This window comes from Wolbachia endosymbiont of Listronotus oregonensis, from assembly GCF_031205055.1.
Lineage (GTDB): Bacteria > Pseudomonadota > Alphaproteobacteria > Rickettsiales > Anaplasmataceae > Wolbachia.
The window spans coordinates 1,424,876-1,446,728 of the sequence record NZ_CP102118.1 but is presented as its reverse complement, the minus strand read 5'-3'; the positions used below and the strand labels follow the sequence as shown (position 1 = coordinate 1,446,728).

The window sequence follows — 21,853 nt, the reverse complement described above, 5'->3', positions numbered from 1 at the left end:
TACTATTTTACTGTGTCAGCTACGCTGCCAAATGAACTCGAACCATTCAAACTATAAGCATCTACGTTATCCAAATTAGCAATAGAATCATGTGAGCACGTTTTTCTTGATGGATTTTCTTTTATAGTGACATTTATAGGAGAAACTTTTTTTTCTCGTGTTGAAGTAACTTTCTTCCCTTCTTGTTGTTCACTTTCATGCTGCTCGCTTTCATACTGGGAAACTGGCTCTTGATCTATAAATACAGCACCCTTTAAACGTGCGATATTAATACCATGCTGATTTATCATAGCGCTCTCTTCATCGTCGACTATGCACGCTTCCATGTCATTTGGCTCATTATCAAGACTAGCAATTTTTTTCTCTTTTAATTTTTTGATTAGATCTTCTTTATTTATAGCTCGATCTTGTGACTTTTTTTCTTGAGCAATTCCCTACGCTTCTCATACAGTTTATATGACTCAGCAAAATCCTCATCTGTATGAAAGTTTGCACCACCAGGGTTACCAGGAGGTATGTATCTCTTACTGAGCTTAGATTTAGCTTCAGCACTATGCACAGTAAAAAAGCTAGAAACCAAAAACATTAATATAAACAAAACTTTAGAAAAAACCCTAAGCATATGGTGCTATAGTAAATATCGTGTTTTAAAAGATAGCAATTAACAAACTTTAAGTAAACCAGAATCTTTACTAACTTTACAATACAAATATTTTTCTAAAAAGTGATATACTTACTATCAAAAACCTACATAGGCTAAGAGAAGAGTAAGGTGCTACAAGTTGCGTAACACCTTCTCAAGAAGAGTGTTATGCAACTTAGTCTGGCATTTGCATATGCTTCTTTTCATTGCCATCGATAGCATCTACATTATTAAGTTTTGCGTCTGGTGTATCTTTAGACAAGTTCTTTTCTTTCTCCCTTTCACACTTAACTCCCTGATAGATACAGAATGCAACAAAAGAAGTTATCGCTATTGCGGCAACAGCACTGACTATGGCACAAATTAGTAGTGTTTTTTCTTGATCTGCTACTGCTTCTGTGAGTGTTTCCACTTTTTCTTCTAAACCTGTGAAGTTTTCTTGCAAGCCTGTAAACTTTTCTTGCAAACCATTGAATTTATCTGATAGATCTGTTGACAAACCGTCAAATTTACCTGACAACTCTGTAAATCTTTCTGATAAACCACCGAATTTATCTGACAGTTCTGTTACTTGTTCTGGCAAACCTTTGAAGTTTCCTAATAGCTTCTCTAGTTCTTCTACTTGTTCCTGCAATTTTGTTATGTCTGTTATGTCATTGCCAGACAAACTATACCAAGCATTACTCAAAATATTTGACATTTTTACCCCCTAATTAATTAATATATTACTATTGTACGTTCTCAGTACTTAAATTAGTATTAAATCAATTGTCATTATGTATTGATCTTTTAATAATTTTGTTTTACTTGCTTTTTGAAAGTGCAAAAACTTAAGTTAATGTATTACAAGGTTGCTATTCAACCAATATCTCTCTCTTTCCTGAGTAATTTGGAGAGCTGACAATTCCTTCTTTTTCCATTCTTTCAACAATATTTGCAGCTCTGTTATAGCCTATTCTAAGTTGTCGCTGAATGTAACTGGTTGAAACTTTTTGATCTCTTTGAATGATGGCCACTGCTTGATTGTAGAGGTCGTTTTCTTCATCCTCTGTTTCACCTTCTGATTCCACAGAAGAATTTTCATCTTCTTTGGTGATTTCCTCCATATAATTTGGCTCACCTTGCATTTTTAGATGATCAACTATATCTTGCACCTCATTATCACTTACAAATGGGCCGTGAACTCGAATGATCTTACCACCAGAGGCCATATAGAGCATATCACCCATACCGAGCAATTGTTCAGCTCCTTGTTCGCCAAGTATTGTACGGCTATCTATCTTAGAAGTAACAGCAAAACTGATTCTCGTTGGAAAGTTCGCCTTTATCACACCTGTGATCACATCCACAGATGGGCGTTGTGTTGCCATTATGATGTGTATTCCTGCAGCACGAGCCATCTGAGCTAAACGTTGAATAGAGCACTCTATCTCTTTGCCAGCAACAAGCATCAAATCTGCCATTTCATCCACGATCACTACAATATACGGAAATGTCTCCATCTTGATTGGTATTTTTTCAAACAAAGGTTTGCCTGTTGTTGAGTTAAAGCCAATCTGCACAACGCGCTCCAATTCTATTCCACTATTCATCGCTTCTGTGATTTTTTGGTTATAGTTTATTACATTGCGTACATTTAAATACGACATCATGCGATAGCGATTTTCCATTTCTTTCACTATCCACTTAAGAGCGATAACAGCCTTTTTTGGCTCTGTTACTACTGGCGCCATTAGGTGCGGTATTGCATCATATATTGAAAGCTCAAGCATTTTTGGGTCGATCATTATCATCTTACATTCATCAGGACTTAATCGATAAACGAGCGAAAGAATCATAGTGTTAATCGCAACTGATTTACCCGACCCTGTGGTTCCAGCAACGAGCAAGTGGGGCATTTTAGTCAGATCTGCAATAACTGGTTTTCCACTTATTTCTTTGCCAAGGGCAATTGGGAGATTTAAGTTTGCATTCTGGTATTCTGGTGATTCAAGCAAATCACGCAGCATTACAATTTCTCGTTCCTTGTTCGGCAACTCTATTCCCATAGCATTTTGCCCACGAATTATTGAAATACGTGCAGAGAGTGCACTCATCGAACGTGCAATGTCATCTGCAAGGCCAATTACTCTTGCAGATTTCGTACCAGCTTGTGGTTCAAGTTTGTATAAAGTCACAACCGGCCCATAGCATACACTGATAATTTTTCCTTGCACGCCAAAATCACTCAGGACTTGTTCCAGCAGAGATAAATTTTTATTGCTCTCCATTTCATTCAGCTGCTTTCTCTGCAAAGACTCCTCTGCTTTAGAAAGTAAATGAATGCTTGGAAACTCGAACTCACTGGAAGGTTTAAAAATTTCTTCGGTAGCTTTTTTCTGTCTTTCTTTTGGTTGTTGTTTAGTAGTGATTTTAGTTCTATGTTTTTCTTCTACTACTAATGGTGCAACTGAATATTCAGCAGTTTTATGTGATCTGAAGAATGGAACATTTACAAATAAGCAAGCTATTTTTTTACATAAGAAGAATAGAGAGTAAATTGCTCTCTTCCAACCAACCGATCCTACAAGACCTATTGATGTTACTATCACAAATACATAAAATGGGCAGTTATTAACGAGTGCATTCCCTATTATTCCACTGTGTCTGTACCTTGCAGTGATGCCTAGCGAAAGTTGTGGTAATATAGCACATACCCCTAAATTGATTAATATTAAATAGAGAATTTTCAGCAGTATTTTTGCTGGCCTGAAGATCAACAAGTAAACTATGGTTGTAGCTATTGTAACACTAGTTAATCCAAGAAATTGAACCAATATATCAGCTAAATATGAACCTACTATTCCACCTAAATTTGTCACTTCCTTATTTGTAGCCGTGTTTAAGGAAGGATCTTTATAGTTGTAGCTAAAAACTGATATATATACATATATTAAAAGGGATAGATATATTGCTGATTTTAGATATTTTTTTAACATCTACCTAAAGTAGTAAGCTACTGTATATTTTACAAAGTGAATTGTTATTAGCAATATCATTATAGATAAATCTAATCCATTGAACGGTGGTATATATCTTCTAATAATCTTTAGTGGTGGATATGTCAATTGGTTCAAGATGTGCATTATGCTACTGACAGTTTCATTATATATGTTCACCATATTAAGTTTAACCAGCCAGTTTAAGACAACCCAACATATTAGAATGAAGCTATAAAGATCAAGTAACGTGTTGAGTAGATATATAATTGGATGCATGCATATCTATTACACGAAAGTTATAATAAAGACAAGTATTTAGCCTTTTCAAACTCAAAATGTTGTTTTTGCTGAACCAAAAAAAACTTCATTTTTTGAGCTGCACCTAAGGTAGGAGGAAGGAGGGCTGTATAAAATATATTTAATGTTTCAGTAGGTCCAATATTGCCTGCTTGTAAATATTGTCCCTGTGTCCTATTGAAACAATAATTACTATACGTTTTGCAGTATTTACACGATAGACAATACGGTAATCATCAGCAACTTTTATTCTTCTATGTCCCTTTAATCTCTTGCGTAGCAACACACCGTTACCAATAGGATCAATCTCAAGATACTTTTTTATTGCGTCTTTAATACTTGGCTTTACATCTTTCGGCAAGAAAGGCAAATTTCTTTTAAGAACATGCTTTAGATATTTAATGGTGTATCGCTTATTTCCAGATGTCTTCACTATCCTCTACTTCTTCTGCATCATCAGCATTTAACTCCCTAATAATTTTGGAAAATGCAATATCTTCCGCTTCAAGTTCGATTGCTTCCTTGACTAGCTTTTCTGTTAATTTTTGAACAGACTGCTTAGTGGCTCTAGCTAGTTCAACAAGATGCTGCGAAGTTTTTGGGTCAAAAGTTATACTAATTCCTGAATCTGCCATAAGTTTTACCGAAGCCTACTACCACAACTATTTTACAACATTTTTCTGAATTTTTCAATAAAGAAAGTTGATGATATGTAAGAAAAATTTTGCCACCTGCGTTAATAAACAATTAAAGATTTAGCATATTTGTCTACGATAGTATTCCTCTATTCTATTACTTAAGTTAGACCACTTTTTTCTATTAATATTTTTTGTTTACAAAGATGAGCAATTACTCATCACGCAGTTGATCTATGGATATAATACTACCGTTTGATAATTTTTCAGTACATTTTTCACTTTTGTATTCTTTATCAGAATCGATACTGATTTTGTCAAATATTAAAACATCTCCTGAAATTTTATCACGAAACTCACTAATAGCAAAAAACGGTATAGTAATTCGCTCTTGTTTTCCTTGAAAACTCAAACTGACGCTAAATTTATCCTCAGAAACTTTTAAATCATAGAATTGATGCTGTAATATAATAAGCATTTGAGTGGGGTATGACTTTTTCAAATGATCTGGCATGGTTACACCATTAAAATATGTGAAAAATAATATTTCTAAATGAGGGATAAAACCATTACCTGATATAACATCTAAAGTCTTTTTGATAACTTGAAACTTAGCAGAATTAAGCAATTTTTTGTAATCTGTTTGCTCCATATAACTTTCACATACATAAATTTTTGGGGAACTTCTGTTACCCGGCGTTCCCTGAACCGTGCTTATAGCAATGAAGTTATAGTGCTTAAATTAAGCAGCTATTGCAACATTGTCTTCAGCAGCAAAATTATCGTTTGCATTTAAATTATGAACTCTTAGCGGTGGTGTCTAACCGAGCAAAACTACCATCTTTACTATGCATGTCGATCCTTATTCGCCCCCATATAAATTAAAAATATGGTGGAGGCGCCGAGTACTGCCCTCGGGTCCAATACACCTATTACAGGGTGATTTTATTGCTATAGTACACAAAATGTACGTAGCTATTATATAGCAACATTAAATAAATGTCAAGATATTATGACCTTAAGTTGATTTATTGCTAAGACAAAATTAAGATTTCCAGTAAAAAATTCTGTGACCTTACCCAGAAAAAGTGGAGAGAAAGTTAAGAAAATTTTTTACAAAAAGAATAATGAATCACAATGTTCAGGAATGCAATAATTAATAGCAGAATGCCTACGCTGTTTTTTGTAAAAATTTCTATGTATTCAAATATAGCAGTTCTAGCTTGTTAAACAGAGTGCTTAGGTCCAAAGTGTGATGGTATGATACATAAGAAATTGCCATCGAAGGAGGAATTATGGTTACACCTTTACAACTTTGTTATATTACGCAAAAAGACTCAAAACTCTCAAAACCTTATGAATTTATATGTAACCAGTGGACACAAGCATCCTGAATTATTTATACTAAATCCATACCATCACACTTTGGACCTAGTTCCTTATTCATTCTCACAATCCGTGAACGGTTACAAATACTGGAGTTTACCCTTTTTCTTGTTATTTTTTTAATCTATAGTTAGCATTCAAAACCATATTCGAAAAGTATCTCATATATTTCCAGATTTTTTCAATGCTGTTTATTTCATCCTCAACATTGTCTCTACCTTTATGAACTAAGTTACAATTTAGCAGCATTAAAAATTATAACGTATTCCTACCTCCAGAGTTGCATCTGGTATTTGTAATGCTTTTATACCACTTAGTTGCCCGCCTGCAGCAATACCAACTGCACCAACTATCTGTGGAGCAATTTCATAATCAACACCGACCTTCAGTTTATAGGAAATAGAACCCAGTATTTTATCTACTACAGATGCCTCCTCTGCAGCAGCTCCAGTAACCTCACCTGCACTCGAAGTAGTGGTAGCTCCTGGATCTTGAGGTTTTGAATCTTTGCTTTTACCACCTTCACCAAAGCCAAAAGGTATTACTTGTAAGTATCCTCCTAAACCTCCACTGACATATAGTTTAACGGGATCAATATCAAGGTCAGGGTAATAACGATAATTTGCCAATAAGCTAGCCCCTATTTTCCTTGTATCCTTATTAGCAATATCACTCATGTTAGCAAGAACCTCAAGTTCAAACTTAGAGTTTTTGTCATGATGATAACCAAAAACAACGCTAGGTTTCATTACAAAGCCACCACCCCATCCAGCACCAAAGTTTAAACCTGCATAGTACTGATCTTCTGACTTACTTGCACTATTATTAGCTGCACCTGCTAGAGATGAAGTAAGCAACACAGCCAAAACGCATAATCTCTTCATTTTCATATAACTCCTCATACAAAAAAATATATAATGCATAAGTATATATCCTTTATATTAAAAAAGATATAACCGCATGTCAAAAAAAGTATACCTACAAAGTAAAGGATGTGCTACTCGGATGTATCCGTTCAGCAGAATGGCAAAATAGGTAGACAAGCTAACGTATTTGTTAAGTTATGTGTAAACAGGAGGTTATGAGAAACTTGTAATAAAGTTGTATAACATAGCTGTTCATAGAGCTCACCCAAATCGGGCATATGCATTTGCAAAAGCCTGCAATCACTTTGCAAAAACCGATAAATTAGATGCAAAACTGTTGGAAAAGTATGCTGAATTCATCGCAAAAAACGATGGGGTAAAAGACTTACTATTACCCACAAATAAAAACATAGTATTGTATTTACTCAAATAATTTAATTTTATTAACCTGAAAGCTTATTGGATTAAAATTATTAAACTAAGAGTTATAATTTTAGCAACTAAAAGCTGTAAATTGCACCATATAAACAGTTATTTCAAGCAAAAGTTATGCCATTAAGAGCTATGCAACAAACATTTATATTTGTGGGTAATAGTAAGATCTAAATCCGATAGAGCATTGTTGGCACACCATCAAAAGTCGCCTCAGACCTCTAATGCATCAATGTACAGACTTACACCTTTTAGTTGGTAATACCATTTTAGACGTTTATCATTCGTTTTAGAAAATACTATAGAATCCAGAAAAAAACATGCCTAGACGAGCTATTTGAATGACATTAGTTGTTAGTTATGCAGCTAACAGCTTCACTATTACAACATTTGTTTACTGTTATGTCTGTAAGATACCCTACTACCACCTAATGCTGCACCTGCAATTCCTAATAATACAGCAGTTGCAACTACTCCAATAGCAACAATCTCAGGTATAATTCCTATTGCAGCTAGTGTGGCTCCTACAGCACCAAATAATAATGCTAAGCCTATAACTCTTGGGGAAATTCCTGAAGCTTGTTTTTGTGGAGAATGATGATTCTTATTATCTGTTATAGGTGGCTGAGCACTTTGCTTTTCCACTGTATGTAAGTTATTGTTAGTTGCTTTTTCTTTGTGTTCATTAAATAATTTTACAAGCTTACTTTTCTTTCTAAGGTCGGCCCAACATGATGCACTGGCGTTTGACTCCCCCTTTTCTTTTTGACCACAAAATTTAGGGTCAGCGTCTGCCTTCAATAGTAATTTTGCAATTTCAATATCATGATCAGTTTCCACACTATTACTGTAAGCAATACATTGTAACATCTTACTTTTTTGCCTATTAGATGCATACGGTAAAAGCATTTCTACTGTACTCTGACTATATTTTGTAATATTGCCGATAATTAACTTTTCTTCTACAGAACCTACACCAATTTCAGCACCGTGTTCAAACAGTACCTTAACAACATCATTTTTGCTTTTTTCTAGAGCATAATACAGCGGTGTAAATTCAGATACACTACATGTATTAGGATCTGCTCCATGCTTTAGAAGCATACTTATGACATCAAGATTACCTAGATCACATGCAATATATAAAGGGGTGCCAATACCTTCCATCAAAATATTAACATCTATTGCGTTAAGTTGTGAGCATAGCTCGACACTGCTATTATGAGCTGATATTGAATTGTTAGCGCTATACTTTGATAAAACTTCTTCAAGTAGCTCTATCCAACCTGATTCAAAATTGCTGCAGGAATTTTTTACAATGTAGTGCAATATTGACTTCCCAGTCCATAAATCAAAAGGTCTGGTTTGTGAATTGATATTTTTGACTTTTTCTAACAAAATTTTTGTCTTGGCTAGATCTTTATCATCAAGAGCCTTAAATAAATCAACCTCTTCTTCACTTAGATGTGAGCCGTAGCGCTCTCTAAGAAGTTCTTTTGCCAAGTTGTCAATCCAATCATCATTAGGCTGTTTGCTAATGAATTCTTCATTCATCTCGCCTATTGATATTTTATATGCTACTGATATTTCTTTAAACTTTTCTGTTGCTGTCTTTTGCTCTTCTTGGCTTTTATCTGACCATTTGTCGGGATGCCATTTCAATGCAAGCTTGCAATATGCCTCCCTAATCTCTTTTGTGCTTGCACTCTCTGACAATCCTAATACTTTGAATGCCTCTTTACGTATTTTTGGAATCATACTCACTCCCCCAATCAAATTAATTTAGTATAATACTATACCAGTTTAATCCACAAAAATCAAACGAATATTTTCAAAACAGTGCTAAACTTAGGCTGCTATGACAAGAACAGTTGATGTATTACTACCACTTCCAATTGATCAGTTATTTTCGTATGCAATTGAGGAAAATACTGAGATTTTACTTGGAGATTACGTAGTGGTGCCATTTGGCAAAAAACGCTTGATCGGAATAGTTTGGAAATATAGTGACAAGAGTGGTCGAGCATTAAAATTTATTGAGCAAAAAATCGATTTACCAAATATTAGACCAAAATTGATTACATTTGCAGAGTGGGTTGCGCAATACAACTTAATACCTATTGGTATGCTTGCCAAAGTGATAATGGGAGGAGTGTTAAAAGTAAACCAAATAGATAAATTGGTTTGTGCTAAGCAGAAGCAGGAAATAAGTGAAATAAGTTGCCAATTAAACCCTGAACAGCAGATAGCTAGCGATAAAATAATAAGCAGTTTGAATGAGTATTCAGTGACTTTGCTTGACGGTGAGACAGGATCTGGAAAAACGGAAGTTTACTTATCCGCAATTGCAAAATTGGTAGAAACTGTAAACAGTGCACAAATTTTAATCCTCTTGCCTGAAATTGTTTTAACTTCACAATTGGTAAATCGTGTTCGCGGTCAGATATCAAAAAACTTAGCTGAATGGCACTCAGGGCTCACTCCAAAAACTCGCCGGAATAATTGGCTCAATATAGCAAGTGGAAATGCGCAGATAATTATTGGTGCACGGTCAGCGCTTTTTTTGCCTTATAAAAACCTAAAATTGATTATCATTGATGAAGAGCACGACTCATCTTTTAAACAAGAACAGGGAATTATATATAATGCTCGAGATATGGCGATAATCTTAGCCAAATTTGAAAATATTCCGATTATTTTATCATCAGCAACTCCACTGCTTGAAACGATTCATCATGTTAAAAGCGGGAATTATAATCATGTAAAGCTAACCAAGCGATTCGGTGGTGCAGAATTGCCACTCATTAAAGTAGTAGATATGAGGAACAACAAGCAATGGATCTCCTCTGAGCTTTTTGAAAGCATCAAACAAACCATAGAGAAAAAACAGCAGGTTATGCTCTTTTTAAACCGCCGAGGGTATGCACAACTGGCAGTTTGTAAAAAGTGTGGATATAAAATTTCCTGCTTAAATTGTGCTGTTTGGCTTACATATCACAAGAAAAAAAATGCTCTTTTGTGCCATCATTGCTCTTATCAATTAAAACTCCCAGAAAAATGCTCTGATTGCCAGAGTGAACAGTCATTTTCCCTTTATGGCGTAGGAATTGAAAGGTTACTTGAAGAAATGGTGAAATTAATACCAAACGCAAAAACTGCGATGATAAGCAGCGATCAGAAGTCGGTTAGTAACGTAATTGACTTGGTACTGAAAGAAGAGGTGAACATTATAATCGGCACACAAATAATTGCTAAGGGGCACAATTTTCCTAAATTAACTTTGGTTGGAGTAATGAATGCAGATTTGAGTCTCGAAAATTCTGATTTAAGAGCAGCAGAAAAGACGTATCAATTGTTGCACCAAGTTGCAGGCAGGTCAGGAAGGTTCAATGAAAAAGGAATGGTAATAGTGCAAACCAATAATCCTGAAAGTTCAATAATAAAAGCATTGCTACATCAAAAAAGGGACTCATTTTATGAAATTGAACTTAAGTCAAGACGCGAAGCCAAAATGCCACCATTTAGCAGATTAATAGCGCTTATAATTTGTGGTAAGAATCAGATTGCGACACAAAAAGCAGCGAATGAAATAGTAAAATCTCTTCTCTGTCATACAAGTAGCTCAACTACTTGTATTCAGGAAAAAAATGTAAGTGCAGACAAAAAGGAATTTGAAATTCTTGGTCCATCACCAGCAGCAATAAATTTCTTAAATAATAAGTATCGGTATAGGGTGTTGCTAAAAATACACAATAAGCACAGTCTATCTATACAAAAGAAGCTGAAATGTTGGATTAAAAATTGTAACTTGAATTCGAGTATTGCAGTGATAATAGATGTTGATCCTGTGAGTTTTTTTTAACGAGTTCCGTTAAGCCTTCTTGCCAATTACCACAACATTCTCACTGGGAAAAAAATAATCAGGTACAACCATATTTTTTGGTGCAGGTCCCCCAATTACTCGGCCTGATGTGTCATAATATGAACCGTGGCAAGGGCAGAACCAACCGTTACCATCTTTTGTAGCGTGATCAATCGGCACACACCCAAGATGTGTACATATTCCGATCATGATTAACCATTCATCTTTTCCTTCGTATACTCTCTGCTCATCTAATTGAGGATCCCTCAAGCTCTTCACATTCACAGCTCTTGCAGCCTCAATTTCTTGCTTTGTGCGTCTACGAATGAATACTGGTTTACCTTGCCACTTTACTTTTACTCCGTGTCCTTCCTGAATTCCAGACAAATTCACCTCCACTGTGGAAGTTGCTAAAACTTCAGCAGAAGGATTCATAGACTTAACCAGTGGCCAAAGTCCACTTGCAGCTCCTATACCTGCCATAGCGCATGTAGTTAATGTTATAAAATCTCTCCTACTCTTATTTTTAGTAAGATCTTTAACAGGAGGTGTTTTTTTATCCTCTTTATTTGCCAGTGGTTTTTTATTTTTAGTTAAATTTTTGTCCATTGATCTCTACTTAGCCATAAGTATATATTTTAAATTAAATACTGCGTATTAATCAACAAAAACTTGCGCTTTTTGTTTAACCTGTACTACAGTTGAGAAGAGATAGAGTTTTCAACTTCAGAAATACTATCTTCAGTGGAATCAGGATCTTCAATTTTCGCTACTGACACCACCTTTTCTCTACTCTCTGTTTTAAACAGAGTGACTCCTTGAGTGCTACGTCCTGCAATTCTGATATCATTTACTGAAATACGAATTAACTTTCCTTTATCTGTAATAAGCATGATATTATCACCCTGCTCAACTGGAAAACTAGCAACAACATTACCGTTTCTGTTGGTAGTAAGAATATTGGTGATACCAACACCACCCCTGTTAGTTATTCTATACTCATACGCAGAAGTTCTTTTACCAAAGCCATTTTCGGTAATAGTTAATATAAACTCCTCATTCACTGCAAGTTTTAAGAACAATTCGTTATCTATTCCTAAATCATTCAAAGTCTTTTCCAATTTAGAATCAATGGAGTTATTAATTGCAGTCCCCAGTCTTTTTGCAAGTGGAACTTTTAAGTAAAGTTCTTTTGTTTCTGTTGCTACACCTATCCCATTTAATATGGTCATGGATATCACGCTGTCATTCTTTGCAAGTTTGATACCTCTTACGCCATCTGAATTGCGACTTTTAAATTGACGCACATCACTTACAACAAATCTGATACTTTTGCCGAATCTTGTTGAAAGAAAAACATGATCAATTTCATTGCATACTTTAACTGATATTAACTTATCTCCTTCATCGAGCTTGATTGCTATTTTTCCATTGCTTGGAATATAGTGAAAATCCGCTAAAGAGTTGCGCCTTATGTTCCCATGAGCAGTAGCAAAAACTATGTTTTGATTTTCGTCATTTTCACTTGGTAATGGCATTATATTAGTTATAGTTTCACCATCGCTAAGCGGGAATATATTAACAAGTGCTCTTCCACGTGCAGTTGGCTCTGCAAGAGGTAACTTATAAACTTTTAATCTATAAACTCGGCCAATATTAGAAAAGAATAAAAGGCTAGTGTGGGTATTCCCAACAAATAATTTTGTGGTTACATCCTCTTCTTTTAATCCTTGTCCTAGCTTTCCTTTTCCACCACGACGCTGAGTTCTATAATGAGAAAGCTTCACACGCTTGATATAACCATTCATAGTTACGGTTATCACCATATCCTCTTGTGGAATTAGATCTTCAGCTTCAATGTCCGTATCTGATTCCTCTATTGAAGTTTTTCGCGGCACAGCAAATCTGTTCTTTATTTCTTGTAGATTGTTTTTTATTTCTTTCATCAACTTCTCTCCTGAGCCAAGAAAAGCGATATATTCTTTTATCAGGTTGATCATTGAACTTAGCTCAGCTTCTAATTTGTCTTTTTCAAGGCCTGTTAAACGTTGCAATTTCATGTCAAGAATAGCTTTCGTTTGCAGCTCAGTTAATCTATACACTCCGTCTTTCAAAAAGCTTGTGCTGTCTGAGATTAATCCAATAATTGTGTTTATCTCAGCTGAAGTTTTCCATTCTTTATTTAAAAGTTCTCTACTTGCTTCCGCAGGATCTTTTGCACCACGGATGATTTTTATCACTTCATCTATGCTCAAGACCGCAATGTAGAGCCCTATATATATATGAGCTTTTTCCCTCGTTTTTCTTAGACGAAATTCTGTTCTCCTGATTAATACTTCTTTTCTAAAATCAACAAAAGCAGCTATGATTTCTTTTAATGACATAAAAGCAGGCCTGTTGTTGTTGAGGACTAAAGTGTTAACACTAAAACTACTTCTTAGTGGAGTTAGTCCCAATATTTGATTAAGTATAAAACTTGCTTCAGCATTTCTTCTGAGGTCAATTACTACTCTAATACCAGACTTATCAGACTCATCCCTAATTTCTGTTATGCCATCAATTCTTTTTTCTTTTACAAGCTCACCTATCTTCTCAATTAATTTTACTTTATTTACCTGGTAAGGTATTTCATCAATCACTATTGCTTGCCTATCTTGTGGCAGGTCTTCCATGTGAGTCTTGCCTTGCACAACAATTGATCCACGACCCGTTGCAAATGCTGATCTTATTCCAGACCTTCCAAGAATCGTTCCCCCAGTTGGGAAATCCGGCCCTGGCATCACTTCAAGTAACTCATCCAAAGTAACTTCAGGATTATCTATATATAACATACAAGCATCTATTATTTCTCCAAGGTTATGAGAAGGAATATTGGTTGCCATACCAACTGCAACACCGCTTGCACCATTTACCAATAGATTCGGAAATTCTGCAGGCAGTACAACAGGCTCTGTTTCATTTCCATCATAGTTTGGCCTAAAATCAACTGTATCTTCGTCAATATCATTTAGTAAGAAGTGCGACACTTTGTGAAGCCTTGCTTCTGTATATCGCATCGAAGCGGGTGGATCTCCGTCTATCGAACCAAAGTTACCTTGTCCATCAACAAGTGGTAAAAGAAGAGAGAAATCTTGGGCCATTCTAACCAAGGAATCGTAAATAGCTGCATCACCATGTGGGTGATATTTCCCCATTACATCCCCTACTATACGAGCCGCCTTTTTATATGGCTTACCAGCATCGTATCCAGCCCTTGACATTGCATATAATATGCGCCTATGAACAGGTTTAAATCCATCTCGCACGTCAGGTATAGCCCGGCTTATGATAACGCTCATTGCGTAGGAGAGATAAGAATCTTCCAGCTCTTTTACTATTGAGATTGGTACTATATTATCCTGCATTTTCTATATTTTGATTGAAGTAATTAATAATATTAACATTCAGTTAAGCAAATGGGCAATGACAGACTTGAACTGCCGACCTCCTCGGTGTAAACGAGATGCTCTACCAGCTGAGCTAATTGCCCCTTTAGATGTAATTCTATAGCTCAATATTATTATTGTAAACAAAAATAGCGATAAATTAGATTTAGGTAAGCTATAAGCTTTTATGAAATCTTTGGGTGCGTGCTGTGGAGTTTTATAAATTTTAGTCTTGCTGTCACTTTGTATAAAGGTATTTTTTCACTCACATCTTTCGAAGTTGTAGCCATGTTCAACAACTTTAAGTAGAATATTGTAGCATTTTTAAAATCTGAAAGTTTATCTAGAATAACAGCTAAATTATAGGTATAAAAAATATTGTTTTCATCAAGGGAAATAGCAGTTGTCATATACTCTTTACCTTTTACATAATCCTCCTTTTTCATATAAATCAGACCTAAATTTGCTAATAAAGGAGCATAATTTTTATGTATATCATACAATTTCAACATTTCACTCAACGCCAGATCAGGATCATATTGTGAGATTATCGTCAGAAAATTTTTTAATATGTAAGGGTTACTAGGGTATTCTTTTAACAGTCTTGTGTAAATCTCTACAGCTTTTTTGTATTCTTTATTAGCGTAATAAATATTTCCCAATCCAATTAAAGCATTTTTATGATAAGGAAACTTTGTGATGATCTGATTAAGGAGAGAAATAGCTGTTTCATTATCTCCTGACTCAAAGGAATCTTTTGCTTTTTTTAAAGTAGAGTATATGTCAAAACTCTTGCCAGAATTCTGCGCAATTTTGATATTAAATTTGTCACTTTTTCTCTCAATAACATCAAGATCTTTATACTTTTTATCAGCTTTTATATGCTTGACAACACTATCAAAGGCCTTCTGTATCTCCAAATTTTCACTAGCATAGGTAACAGAAGACCTCCATAAAATCACAACGCAAATTAACATGCAGACAAACATAGATCCTAGTGTTGTGGCATTGGCTGCAGCGTGTAACCAGTAAACCTTATTTCTTTGAGCTATGCGTAACACATTACAAATTCATAAATGCTAAATTACCTATCTCATACAATAATAAAGATATTATTAATTAGCGATGCTGCGTAGAATGCACTTATCTTTTGTCTTCCATATTTCGCTCTATTAGACTTCTTGCATAACCCAAACTTAAGTAGAAAAAAGGCAAATAGTTATTATGGCTCTAAGTTTACCGACGATAAGAACCGTCATTCAAGTAGCTCCTCCCTGCCATCTAAGTAGCCTTCTTCTTGTATCTTGTCAAAAGCATCTAATGTTTTAAGCTTAAGCATTAGGTGGAGAAGGGAGGAACTCTGTGCTTCTTCTTAGATATAAAATCTGTAGAGGAGATAAGAATTCCCTTCTCAAAAGTATAGGCTGGACGGTATCGTAGAAAGACCTGAATGGTTCTAATTCTGTATTCACAAGACTAGCCTTACTTTTCATTTTTAATGGTAACGTATGGGGTTATATATGATCAACAACTTTTTGGGCATAGATATATCAAAAGATCGCTTTGATGTTTTTCTCTCATTTATAAGCAAAAAAGGAAAGCGTGAAACTAGAAAAAGAAGCTTTAAGAACGATGGTTTCAAAGTCTACTGAATTTTCTACACAAACATAATGTAGAAAAAGTAAAAACCTGCATGGAATCTACTGGTTGTTATAGCGAAGCACTGGCTGAATTTCTACACAATGCTGGACATTTTGTAAGTGTTGTAAATCCTTATTGCATAAAATCTTATGCAAGGAGTAAGCTGATACGACAAAAGAATGATCAGACCGATGCAGAAGTTATTGCTGATTATTGCCAAAGACAGGAACCTTCTAGTTGGACACCACCTTCTCCTGAAATGAAAAAATTAAAACATCTTTATCGTTGCTCAGTTGCGTTAAAAGATGAGTTAACATTAGTAAATAACCACTTAGAAAAAAAGAGAGACTGCCTAAAGAAGTTGCAAATGCTTGGGAAGACCTTGCAATGAATATAGCTCAAAAAATAGAAACAATAAAAAACTCCGTACGTGAACTATTAAATCAACACAAAGAATTGTTGGAAAATTTTCAACTTCTATTGACTATTCCAGGCATAGGAGATACCGTCTTGTTAGTCAACAAAAAAATTATAAAAATTTCCCAAGTTGCATCATAAAATCAAAAAATACTTCCAATTGTGTAACAGTACACAGATTATAGTTAGTGGATATGTTGATAAGTAAATTAGTTTTATACGCACAAAACAGATGAAGTTTACTTATCAACATATCCACTAACCAACAACATTCAATAAATTTGTGTAAGATACCACTTTACATAAGATAGATAGGAAGCATTTTTGATTTTAAAGTACTAAACCTTCAGTCAACCTCCTAGCCCTGTAGTTTTTGATATGGTTAGGATCAAAAGCACTTTTGGATGTCAGAATACCGAAAATGATATGGAGTAGCTTACGCATTGCAGCACCAACGATGGCCATATTATGCTTACCCTTTTCCTTTAATCTTTGGCAAAAGCTCATAATGATAGGATTGTGATTCTTAGCTACTATGGCAGGAAAGAAAAGTGCCTTACGTAATGTTTGTGAACCGGATTTACTTAATCTGGGTTTGGCATATACAGAGGAACCTGACGTCATATTTCGTGGTATAACTCCTGTATATGCTGCCAATTGCCTGGCATCTCTAAAAACCTCTATATCAGAAACTTCAGCTAAAATAGCTATTGCTGATTCTTCTCCTATGCCTGGAATAGTCAATAGAAGTTGAAAATTTTCCAACAATTCTTTGTGTTGATTTAATAGTTCACGTACGGAGTTTTTTATTGTTTCTATTTTTTGAGCTATATTCATTGCAAGGTCTTCCCAAGCATTTGCAACTTCTTTAGGCAGTCTCTCTTTTTTCTAAGTGGTTATTTACTAATGTTAACTCATCTTTTAACGCAACTGAGCAACGATAAAGATGTTTTAATTTTTTCATTTCAGGAGAAGGTGGTGTCCAACTAGAAGGTTCCTGTCTTTGGCAATAATCAGCAATAACTTCTGCATCGGTCTGATCATTCTTTTGTCGTATCAGCTTACTCCTTGCATAAGATTTTATGCAATAAGGATTTACAACACTTACAAAATGTCCAGCATTGTGTAGAAATTCAGCCAGTGCTTCGCTATAACAACCAGTAGATTCCATGCAGGTTTTTACTTTTTCTACATTATGTTTGTGTAGAAAATTCAGTAGACTTTGAAACCATCGTTCTTAAAGCTTCTTTTTCTAGTTTCACGCTTTCCTTTTTTGCTTATAAATGAGAGAAAAACATCAAAGCGATCTTTTGATATATCTATGCCCAAAAAGTTGTTGATCATATATAACCCCATACGTTACCATTAAAAATGAAAAGTAAGGCTAGTCTTGTGAATACAGAATTAGAACCATTCAGGTCTTTCTACGATACCGTCCAGCCTATACTTTTGAGAAGGGAATTCTTATCTCCTCTACAGATTTTATATCTAAGAAGAAGCACAGAGTTCCTCCCTTCTCCACCTAATGCTTAAGCTTAAAACATTAGATGCTTTTGACAAGATACAAGTAGAAGATATCCTTATTGCCTGCGTTGATGGGCTGAAAAGCTTTCCTGCAGCTATAAACAGTGTCTTTCCTAATGCGGAAGTGCAGATGTGTATAGTGCATCAGATACGCAACTCACTGAAGTATGTGGCCAGTAAAGATGCGAAGAGTTTTTTGAGCGATTTAAAGAAGGTATATCAAGCTTCAAGCAAGGAAATTGCCGAGAATTATCTGTTGGAATTGGATGAAAAATGGGGCACAAAGTACCCTATGGTTATAAAATCTTGGCAGAATAATTGGGAAAACTTGTCTGGTTATTTTAAGTATTCTGGTCCAGTTAGGAGGATAATCTACACCACCAATCCCATAGAGGGGCTACATAGGCAAATTAGGAAATTCACTAAGACCAAAGGCTCATTTACCAGCATAAATGCCTTGTATAAGCAGGTATATTGTGCTATAAAGAAGGCAGAGGAAAAGTGGACGATGCCTGTACATGATTGGGCATTAACTATCTCTCAACTTGATGTTTTCTTTCCTGGCAGATTGAAAATTGAGTTGAACTAAAAATGCGGTTTGACACAGTTTATTTAACACTCCCCTTCAATCTCACTAATAGAAAGGCCAGTAAACTTGACAATAGTGTTGACATCAACATTATTAGCCAGCATTGCTTTTGCGACTTCAATTTTCCCTTCAATTTTCCCTTTCTCTATACCTTTTTGTATACCTTTCTCTTCAGCAAGATCAAGTCTGTATTCAAGAATGGCTTCTTCTTTCCGTAGATCCATTATTCTTTCTTCGTAAGCTACTAAATCTTTTTCGTTCCAACGAAACTTGTCTAATTCATCATATGCTAGCTTTATTATTGGCGCTTTTTCTGCTATCTCTTTTAAGTCCTCTTCTGTTGTTTCTTCTGCGTATTTAAAAAGAAACACCACCTTTCTACTATACTTTCTAACTGCTCTACTTTACTTTTTGAAAATTTGGGCAATTCTATAAAGATAAATTGAAAATCTTTTAAGTAATGGCCGTTAGTTTTTATATCACGTATATTGTGAGTAGAAATATAATCAACTTCTTCAGGAAGTAAGTTACAATTTGATATAGCAATAAAGAAGACTTTCTTTAAATCAATGTAGTTGCCAGATTTATCTAATTGTCTTGAGTAGGCTTTAGCGGCATATAATTGAGCGCGTTTTTCGAAGCCCTTGTCTCTAGCGAGCTGCATTTCTGCTATATATCTATTTCCGTGAGAATCCTTGCAGAGAACATCAACAATACTTTGTTTATCAGAGGCAACTTCGGGATCCATAATAGTGCTAAGAAACTCAACTTCTTGTATTGCATTTATCTCAGTAAACCCTAAAATATCGTTCAAAAAGTGGATCAGGATATTCTTATTTTTTTCCGTTCCAAAGATTTTTTTGAAACACAAATCATTGCGAGGATCGAGAAATTTTGAAAGAGCCATGGCAAAAATGCTTGAAAATATTAATAATTATACACTATTATTAACAATTATTCAACCATATTTTTGAAGATAGCTATAGCTATGCTGCCGCGGTATCTCTTAGCATAGATCCCGCTAACAAGTAGCGGGATGACGAGGTTATCGTCATGCCGCCGCGGCGCTAACTAGTAGCGGAATGACGGTTTTTCAAATTGTCGGTAAATCTAAGTCAGTTTAGCTATAGGCAGCAATTTTCTGTATTTATTTTAAATTGAAGAAAGCTCAAATGAAAGATCATGTTTTGCTAAAAATCACAGAATGCAGTCTGGTTACACATATAGTTGAAGTAATTCAGATTTGTAAGATATGTTTATCTGCAGTTATAGCTTCAACAGTAGGCGTTACTCTTGATTACCTCAACATTTTCTCTTGGCAATTCTTTAATGAACCGAGAAGTGCGCATCGGTTGCCACTGGTTGTTAATTTCCCTCCTATCTGCACATGAAATGATTAACCTTTCTTTGGCTCTGGTTATGCCAACATATGCGAGTCTCCTTTCTTCTTCTAAAGCTTTACCACTTTTATCTTCAAAAGATCTTTGATGAGGAAATAATCCCTCTTCCCAACCAGGTAGAAACACGCACGGGAATTCAAGTCCTTTGGCTGCATGAAGAGTCATAACATATACGGTGTCATCGTTATTCATATTATCCACTTCCATCACTAGACTTATATGCTCCAAGAAAGTTGTGGCATTATCGAAATTTTTTAAAGATGAGATGAGCTCCTATGCTTCTTTTTGGCCGATTTACGATCCTTTCGAAAGCTAAGTCATCGTTATTGTTTGTAACGAGTCTTAAATATGCAATTATATCCCTGACTTCCTGACGTTCGTAGAATTTTACGCCACTTATAATCTTGTAGGGAATTGAATATTTTATAAAATACTCTTCGAGAACTCTAGTTTGAAAAGTGGCCCTTACCAGCACTGCAATGTCACTAAATCTGTATTTATTGAGCTTTAATATCTGTTCGCTTATGAACCTTGCTTCAGCTTTTCCGTCCCATAATTTTATTAGATTTACCTTTTCCCCTTCAACGTTTGTTGTCCACAATTTTTTTTCTAGCCGAGTTTTATTGTGATTGATAACATATGACGCAGTTGCAAGTATGTGAGATGTTGATCTATAGTTACACTCTAGTTTGACAGTTTTTGCATTTTTAAAATCATCAGAAAATTTTAAAATGTTTTCAACTTCTGCACCACGCCAACTGTATATTGACTGATCGTCATCTCCCACACAGCAAATATTTGAGTGCTTTTTTGCAAGGTATTTTAGCCAAAGATATTGTATTGCATTTGTATCTTGATACTCATCTACCATGACATACTTAAACTTGTTTTGGTAGTAGGACAGAACTTCGGTCTTTTGATTAAAGAGTTGTATGTTATATAGCAATAAGTCACCAAAATCGACAGAGTTAAGGAATTTTAACCTTTCCTGATACTGGTGATAGACTTTGAGTGCAATCACGTATACTGATCTAAATGATTGAACGTCTTCCACTTCAGATGGCAACAAACACTTCTCTTTCCATTGCTGAATAATATTCATAATGGTCTTACATTTTTCTGATAGGTAATCAGGGCTGATTTCATTCATGATGTTTTTTATTACCTGTAATTGGTCATCCACACCAATAATTGTAAAATTGGAATTTAGCCCCACGACTTCAGCATGATGACGTAGAATTTTTGCTGCAATTGCATGGAAAGTGCCAAGCCATGGTATGTTTGTGCCTGTTAGCTCAAGTACCCTTGATACCATCTCATTTGCTGCTTTGTTTGTGAATGTCACTGCTAATATCTCATCAGAGTAAGCGTGACCGTTCCTAATTATGTGCGCTATTCTTGAAGTGATCGTTCTTGTTTTTCCGGTTCCGGCTCCTGCCAATATTAAAACCGGTCCATCTATGTTAGTTACAGCTAATTGTTGTTCTGGATTTAGCAGTGAGAGATAATCGTTCATTTGCAGCTCTATAGATTATAACTTCGTAAAGTTAAACCTATGATCGAAATATTGTAAAGGTTTTATTGAATAGAACAGTTAAAGAATGTCCTAGGTGTATGGTCCCACCATACCAATTTATTGTACTAATTCTAGTATAACCTGCCGGGACAATCTATTTCAGTTCCAATACCTTACATTATAAGGATACAAGTCAATAATTGACAATCACTGAGATACAGGCTAAAATGTTTATATGA

At 35.2% G+C, this 21,853-nt stretch carries 12 protein-coding genes, 1 tRNA gene, 1 other RNA gene and 8 pseudogenes; 5 read left to right on the top strand and 17 right to left on the bottom strand.

All coding sequences use genetic code 11. The features are described from left to right. Nucleotides 1–2: 2 nt before the first annotated feature. From NMD99_RS07305 to ssrA, 8 genes and pseudogenes are all read right to left on the bottom strand, one after another. Nucleotides 3–622 (bottom strand): annotated as a pseudogene (locus tag NMD99_RS07305) (TRP75-related protein). Between the two features lie 196 nt (nucleotides 623–818). Next, a complete protein-coding gene (locus tag NMD99_RS07300) occupies nucleotides 819–1,343 on the bottom strand; it encodes a GAS domain-containing protein (protein WP_253309908.1) in 525 nt (174 codons plus the stop codon). Nucleotides 1,344–1,497: 154 nt separating this feature from the next. Beyond that, complete coding sequence (locus tag NMD99_RS07295) at nucleotides 1,498–3,621, bottom strand: FtsK/SpoIIIE family DNA translocase (RefSeq protein WP_253309907.1); 2,124 nt, start codon at nucleotides 3,619–3,621, stop codon at nucleotides 1,498–1,500. Beyond that, nucleotides 3,622–3,900, bottom strand: coding sequence for a YggT family protein (locus NMD99_RS07290; RefSeq protein WP_006279515.1), 279 nt, complete (start codon nucleotides 3,898–3,900; stop codon nucleotides 3,622–3,624). A 142-nt stretch (nucleotides 3,901–4,042) separates the two neighbouring features. Continuing rightward, nucleotides 4,043–4,354, bottom strand: coding sequence for a type II toxin-antitoxin system RelE family toxin (locus NMD99_RS07285; RefSeq protein ID WP_264687877.1), 312 nt, complete (start codon nucleotides 4,352–4,354; stop codon nucleotides 4,043–4,045). Then, a complete protein-coding gene (locus NMD99_RS07280; RefSeq protein ID WP_253309905.1) occupies nucleotides 4,335–4,556 on the bottom strand; it encodes a hypothetical protein in 222 nt (73 codons plus the stop codon). The genes NMD99_RS07285 and NMD99_RS07280 overlap by 20 nt, the downstream gene beginning before the upstream one ends. A gap of 214 nt (nucleotides 4,557–4,770) precedes the next feature. After that, on the bottom strand, nucleotides 4,771–5,208 hold the full coding sequence (locus NMD99_RS07275; RefSeq protein WP_265016675.1) for a ClpXP protease specificity-enhancing factor SspB: 438 nt from the start codon (nucleotides 5,206–5,208) through the stop codon (nucleotides 4,771–4,773). A gap of 22 nt (nucleotides 5,209–5,230) precedes the next feature. Beyond that, nucleotides 5,231–5,566: a transfer-messenger RNA gene (gene ssrA / locus NMD99_RS07270) on the bottom strand. A 311-nt stretch (nucleotides 5,567–5,877) separates the two neighbouring features. Here ssrA and NMD99_RS08060 point away from each other — a divergent pair. After that, nucleotides 5,878–6,065, top strand: a pseudogene (locus NMD99_RS08060) (hypothetical protein); the annotation flags it as partial. A gap of 125 nt (nucleotides 6,066–6,190) precedes the next feature. Here the strand turns inward: NMD99_RS08060 and NMD99_RS07265 are convergent. Then, nucleotides 6,191–6,832 (bottom strand): hypothetical protein, encoded by a 642-nt coding sequence (locus NMD99_RS07265; RefSeq protein WP_264687874.1) that lies wholly within the window; start codon nucleotides 6,830–6,832, stop codon nucleotides 6,191–6,193. A 156-nt stretch (nucleotides 6,833–6,988) separates the two neighbouring features. Here NMD99_RS07265 and NMD99_RS07260 point away from each other — a divergent pair. After that, nucleotides 6,989–7,202, top strand: a pseudogene (locus NMD99_RS07260) (IS110 family transposase); the annotation flags it as partial. Nucleotides 7,203–7,621: 419 nt separating this feature from the next. Here the strand turns inward: NMD99_RS07260 and NMD99_RS07255 are convergent. Beyond that, nucleotides 7,622–8,998 carry an ankyrin repeat domain-containing protein gene (locus NMD99_RS07255; RefSeq protein WP_309166046.1) on the bottom strand — a complete coding sequence of 459 codons (1,377 nt, stop codon included), beginning with the start codon at nucleotides 8,996–8,998 and terminating at the stop codon, nucleotides 7,622–7,624. Nucleotides 8,999–9,098: 100 nt separating this feature from the next. Between NMD99_RS07255 and priA the strand changes: the two genes are divergently transcribed. Next, entirely contained in the window at nucleotides 9,099–11,102 is a 2,004-nt protein-coding gene (gene priA / locus NMD99_RS07250) for a replication restart helicase PriA (protein WP_253309901.1), read from the top strand. A gap of 9 nt (nucleotides 11,103–11,111) precedes the next feature. Here priA and petA read toward each other — a convergent pair whose 3' ends face one another. From petA to NMD99_RS07230, 4 genes are all read right to left on the bottom strand, one after another. Next, a complete protein-coding gene (gene petA, locus NMD99_RS07245; RefSeq protein ID WP_253309900.1) occupies nucleotides 11,112–11,711 on the bottom strand; it encodes a ubiquinol-cytochrome c reductase iron-sulfur subunit in 600 nt (199 codons plus the stop codon). Between the two features lie 86 nt (nucleotides 11,712–11,797). After that, nucleotides 11,798–14,506, bottom strand: a complete 2,709-nt coding sequence (gyrA, locus tag NMD99_RS07240; RefSeq protein ID WP_309166045.1) for a DNA gyrase subunit A — start codon at nucleotides 14,504–14,506, stop codon at nucleotides 11,798–11,800. A 52-nt stretch (nucleotides 14,507–14,558) separates the two neighbouring features. Then, nucleotides 14,559–14,631 (bottom strand) — tRNA-Val (locus NMD99_RS07235). Between the two features lie 81 nt (nucleotides 14,632–14,712). After that, nucleotides 14,713–15,588, bottom strand: coding sequence for a tetratricopeptide repeat protein (locus NMD99_RS07230; protein WP_253309898.1), 876 nt, complete (start codon nucleotides 15,586–15,588; stop codon nucleotides 14,713–14,715). Between the two features lie 459 nt (nucleotides 15,589–16,047). On the opposite strand from NMD99_RS07230, the pseudogene NMD99_RS07225 reads away from it, so the two are divergent. Continuing rightward, a pseudogene (locus NMD99_RS07225) lies at nucleotides 16,048–16,672 on the top strand (IS110 family transposase); the annotation flags it as partial. A 243-nt stretch (nucleotides 16,673–16,915) separates the two neighbouring features. Here NMD99_RS07225 and NMD99_RS07220 read toward each other — a convergent pair. Then, nucleotides 16,916–17,929 (bottom strand): annotated as a pseudogene (locus NMD99_RS07220) (IS110 family RNA-guided transposase). 223 nt (nucleotides 17,930–18,152) lie between these two features. On the opposite strand from NMD99_RS07220, the pseudogene NMD99_RS07215 reads away from it, so the two are divergent. After that, nucleotides 18,153–18,698, top strand: a pseudogene (locus NMD99_RS07215) (IS256-like element ISWpi15 family transposase); the annotation flags it as partial. Nucleotides 18,699–18,721: 23 nt separating this feature from the next. On the opposite strand, the pseudogene NMD99_RS07210 reads toward NMD99_RS07215, so the two are convergent. Continuing rightward, nucleotides 18,722–19,605, bottom strand: a pseudogene (locus NMD99_RS07210) (Rpn family recombination-promoting nuclease/putative transposase). A 367-nt stretch (nucleotides 19,606–19,972) separates the two neighbouring features. After that, nucleotides 19,973–21,614: pseudogene (locus NMD99_RS07205) on the bottom strand (ATP-dependent helicase). Nucleotides 21,615–21,853 lie beyond the last annotated feature (239 nt).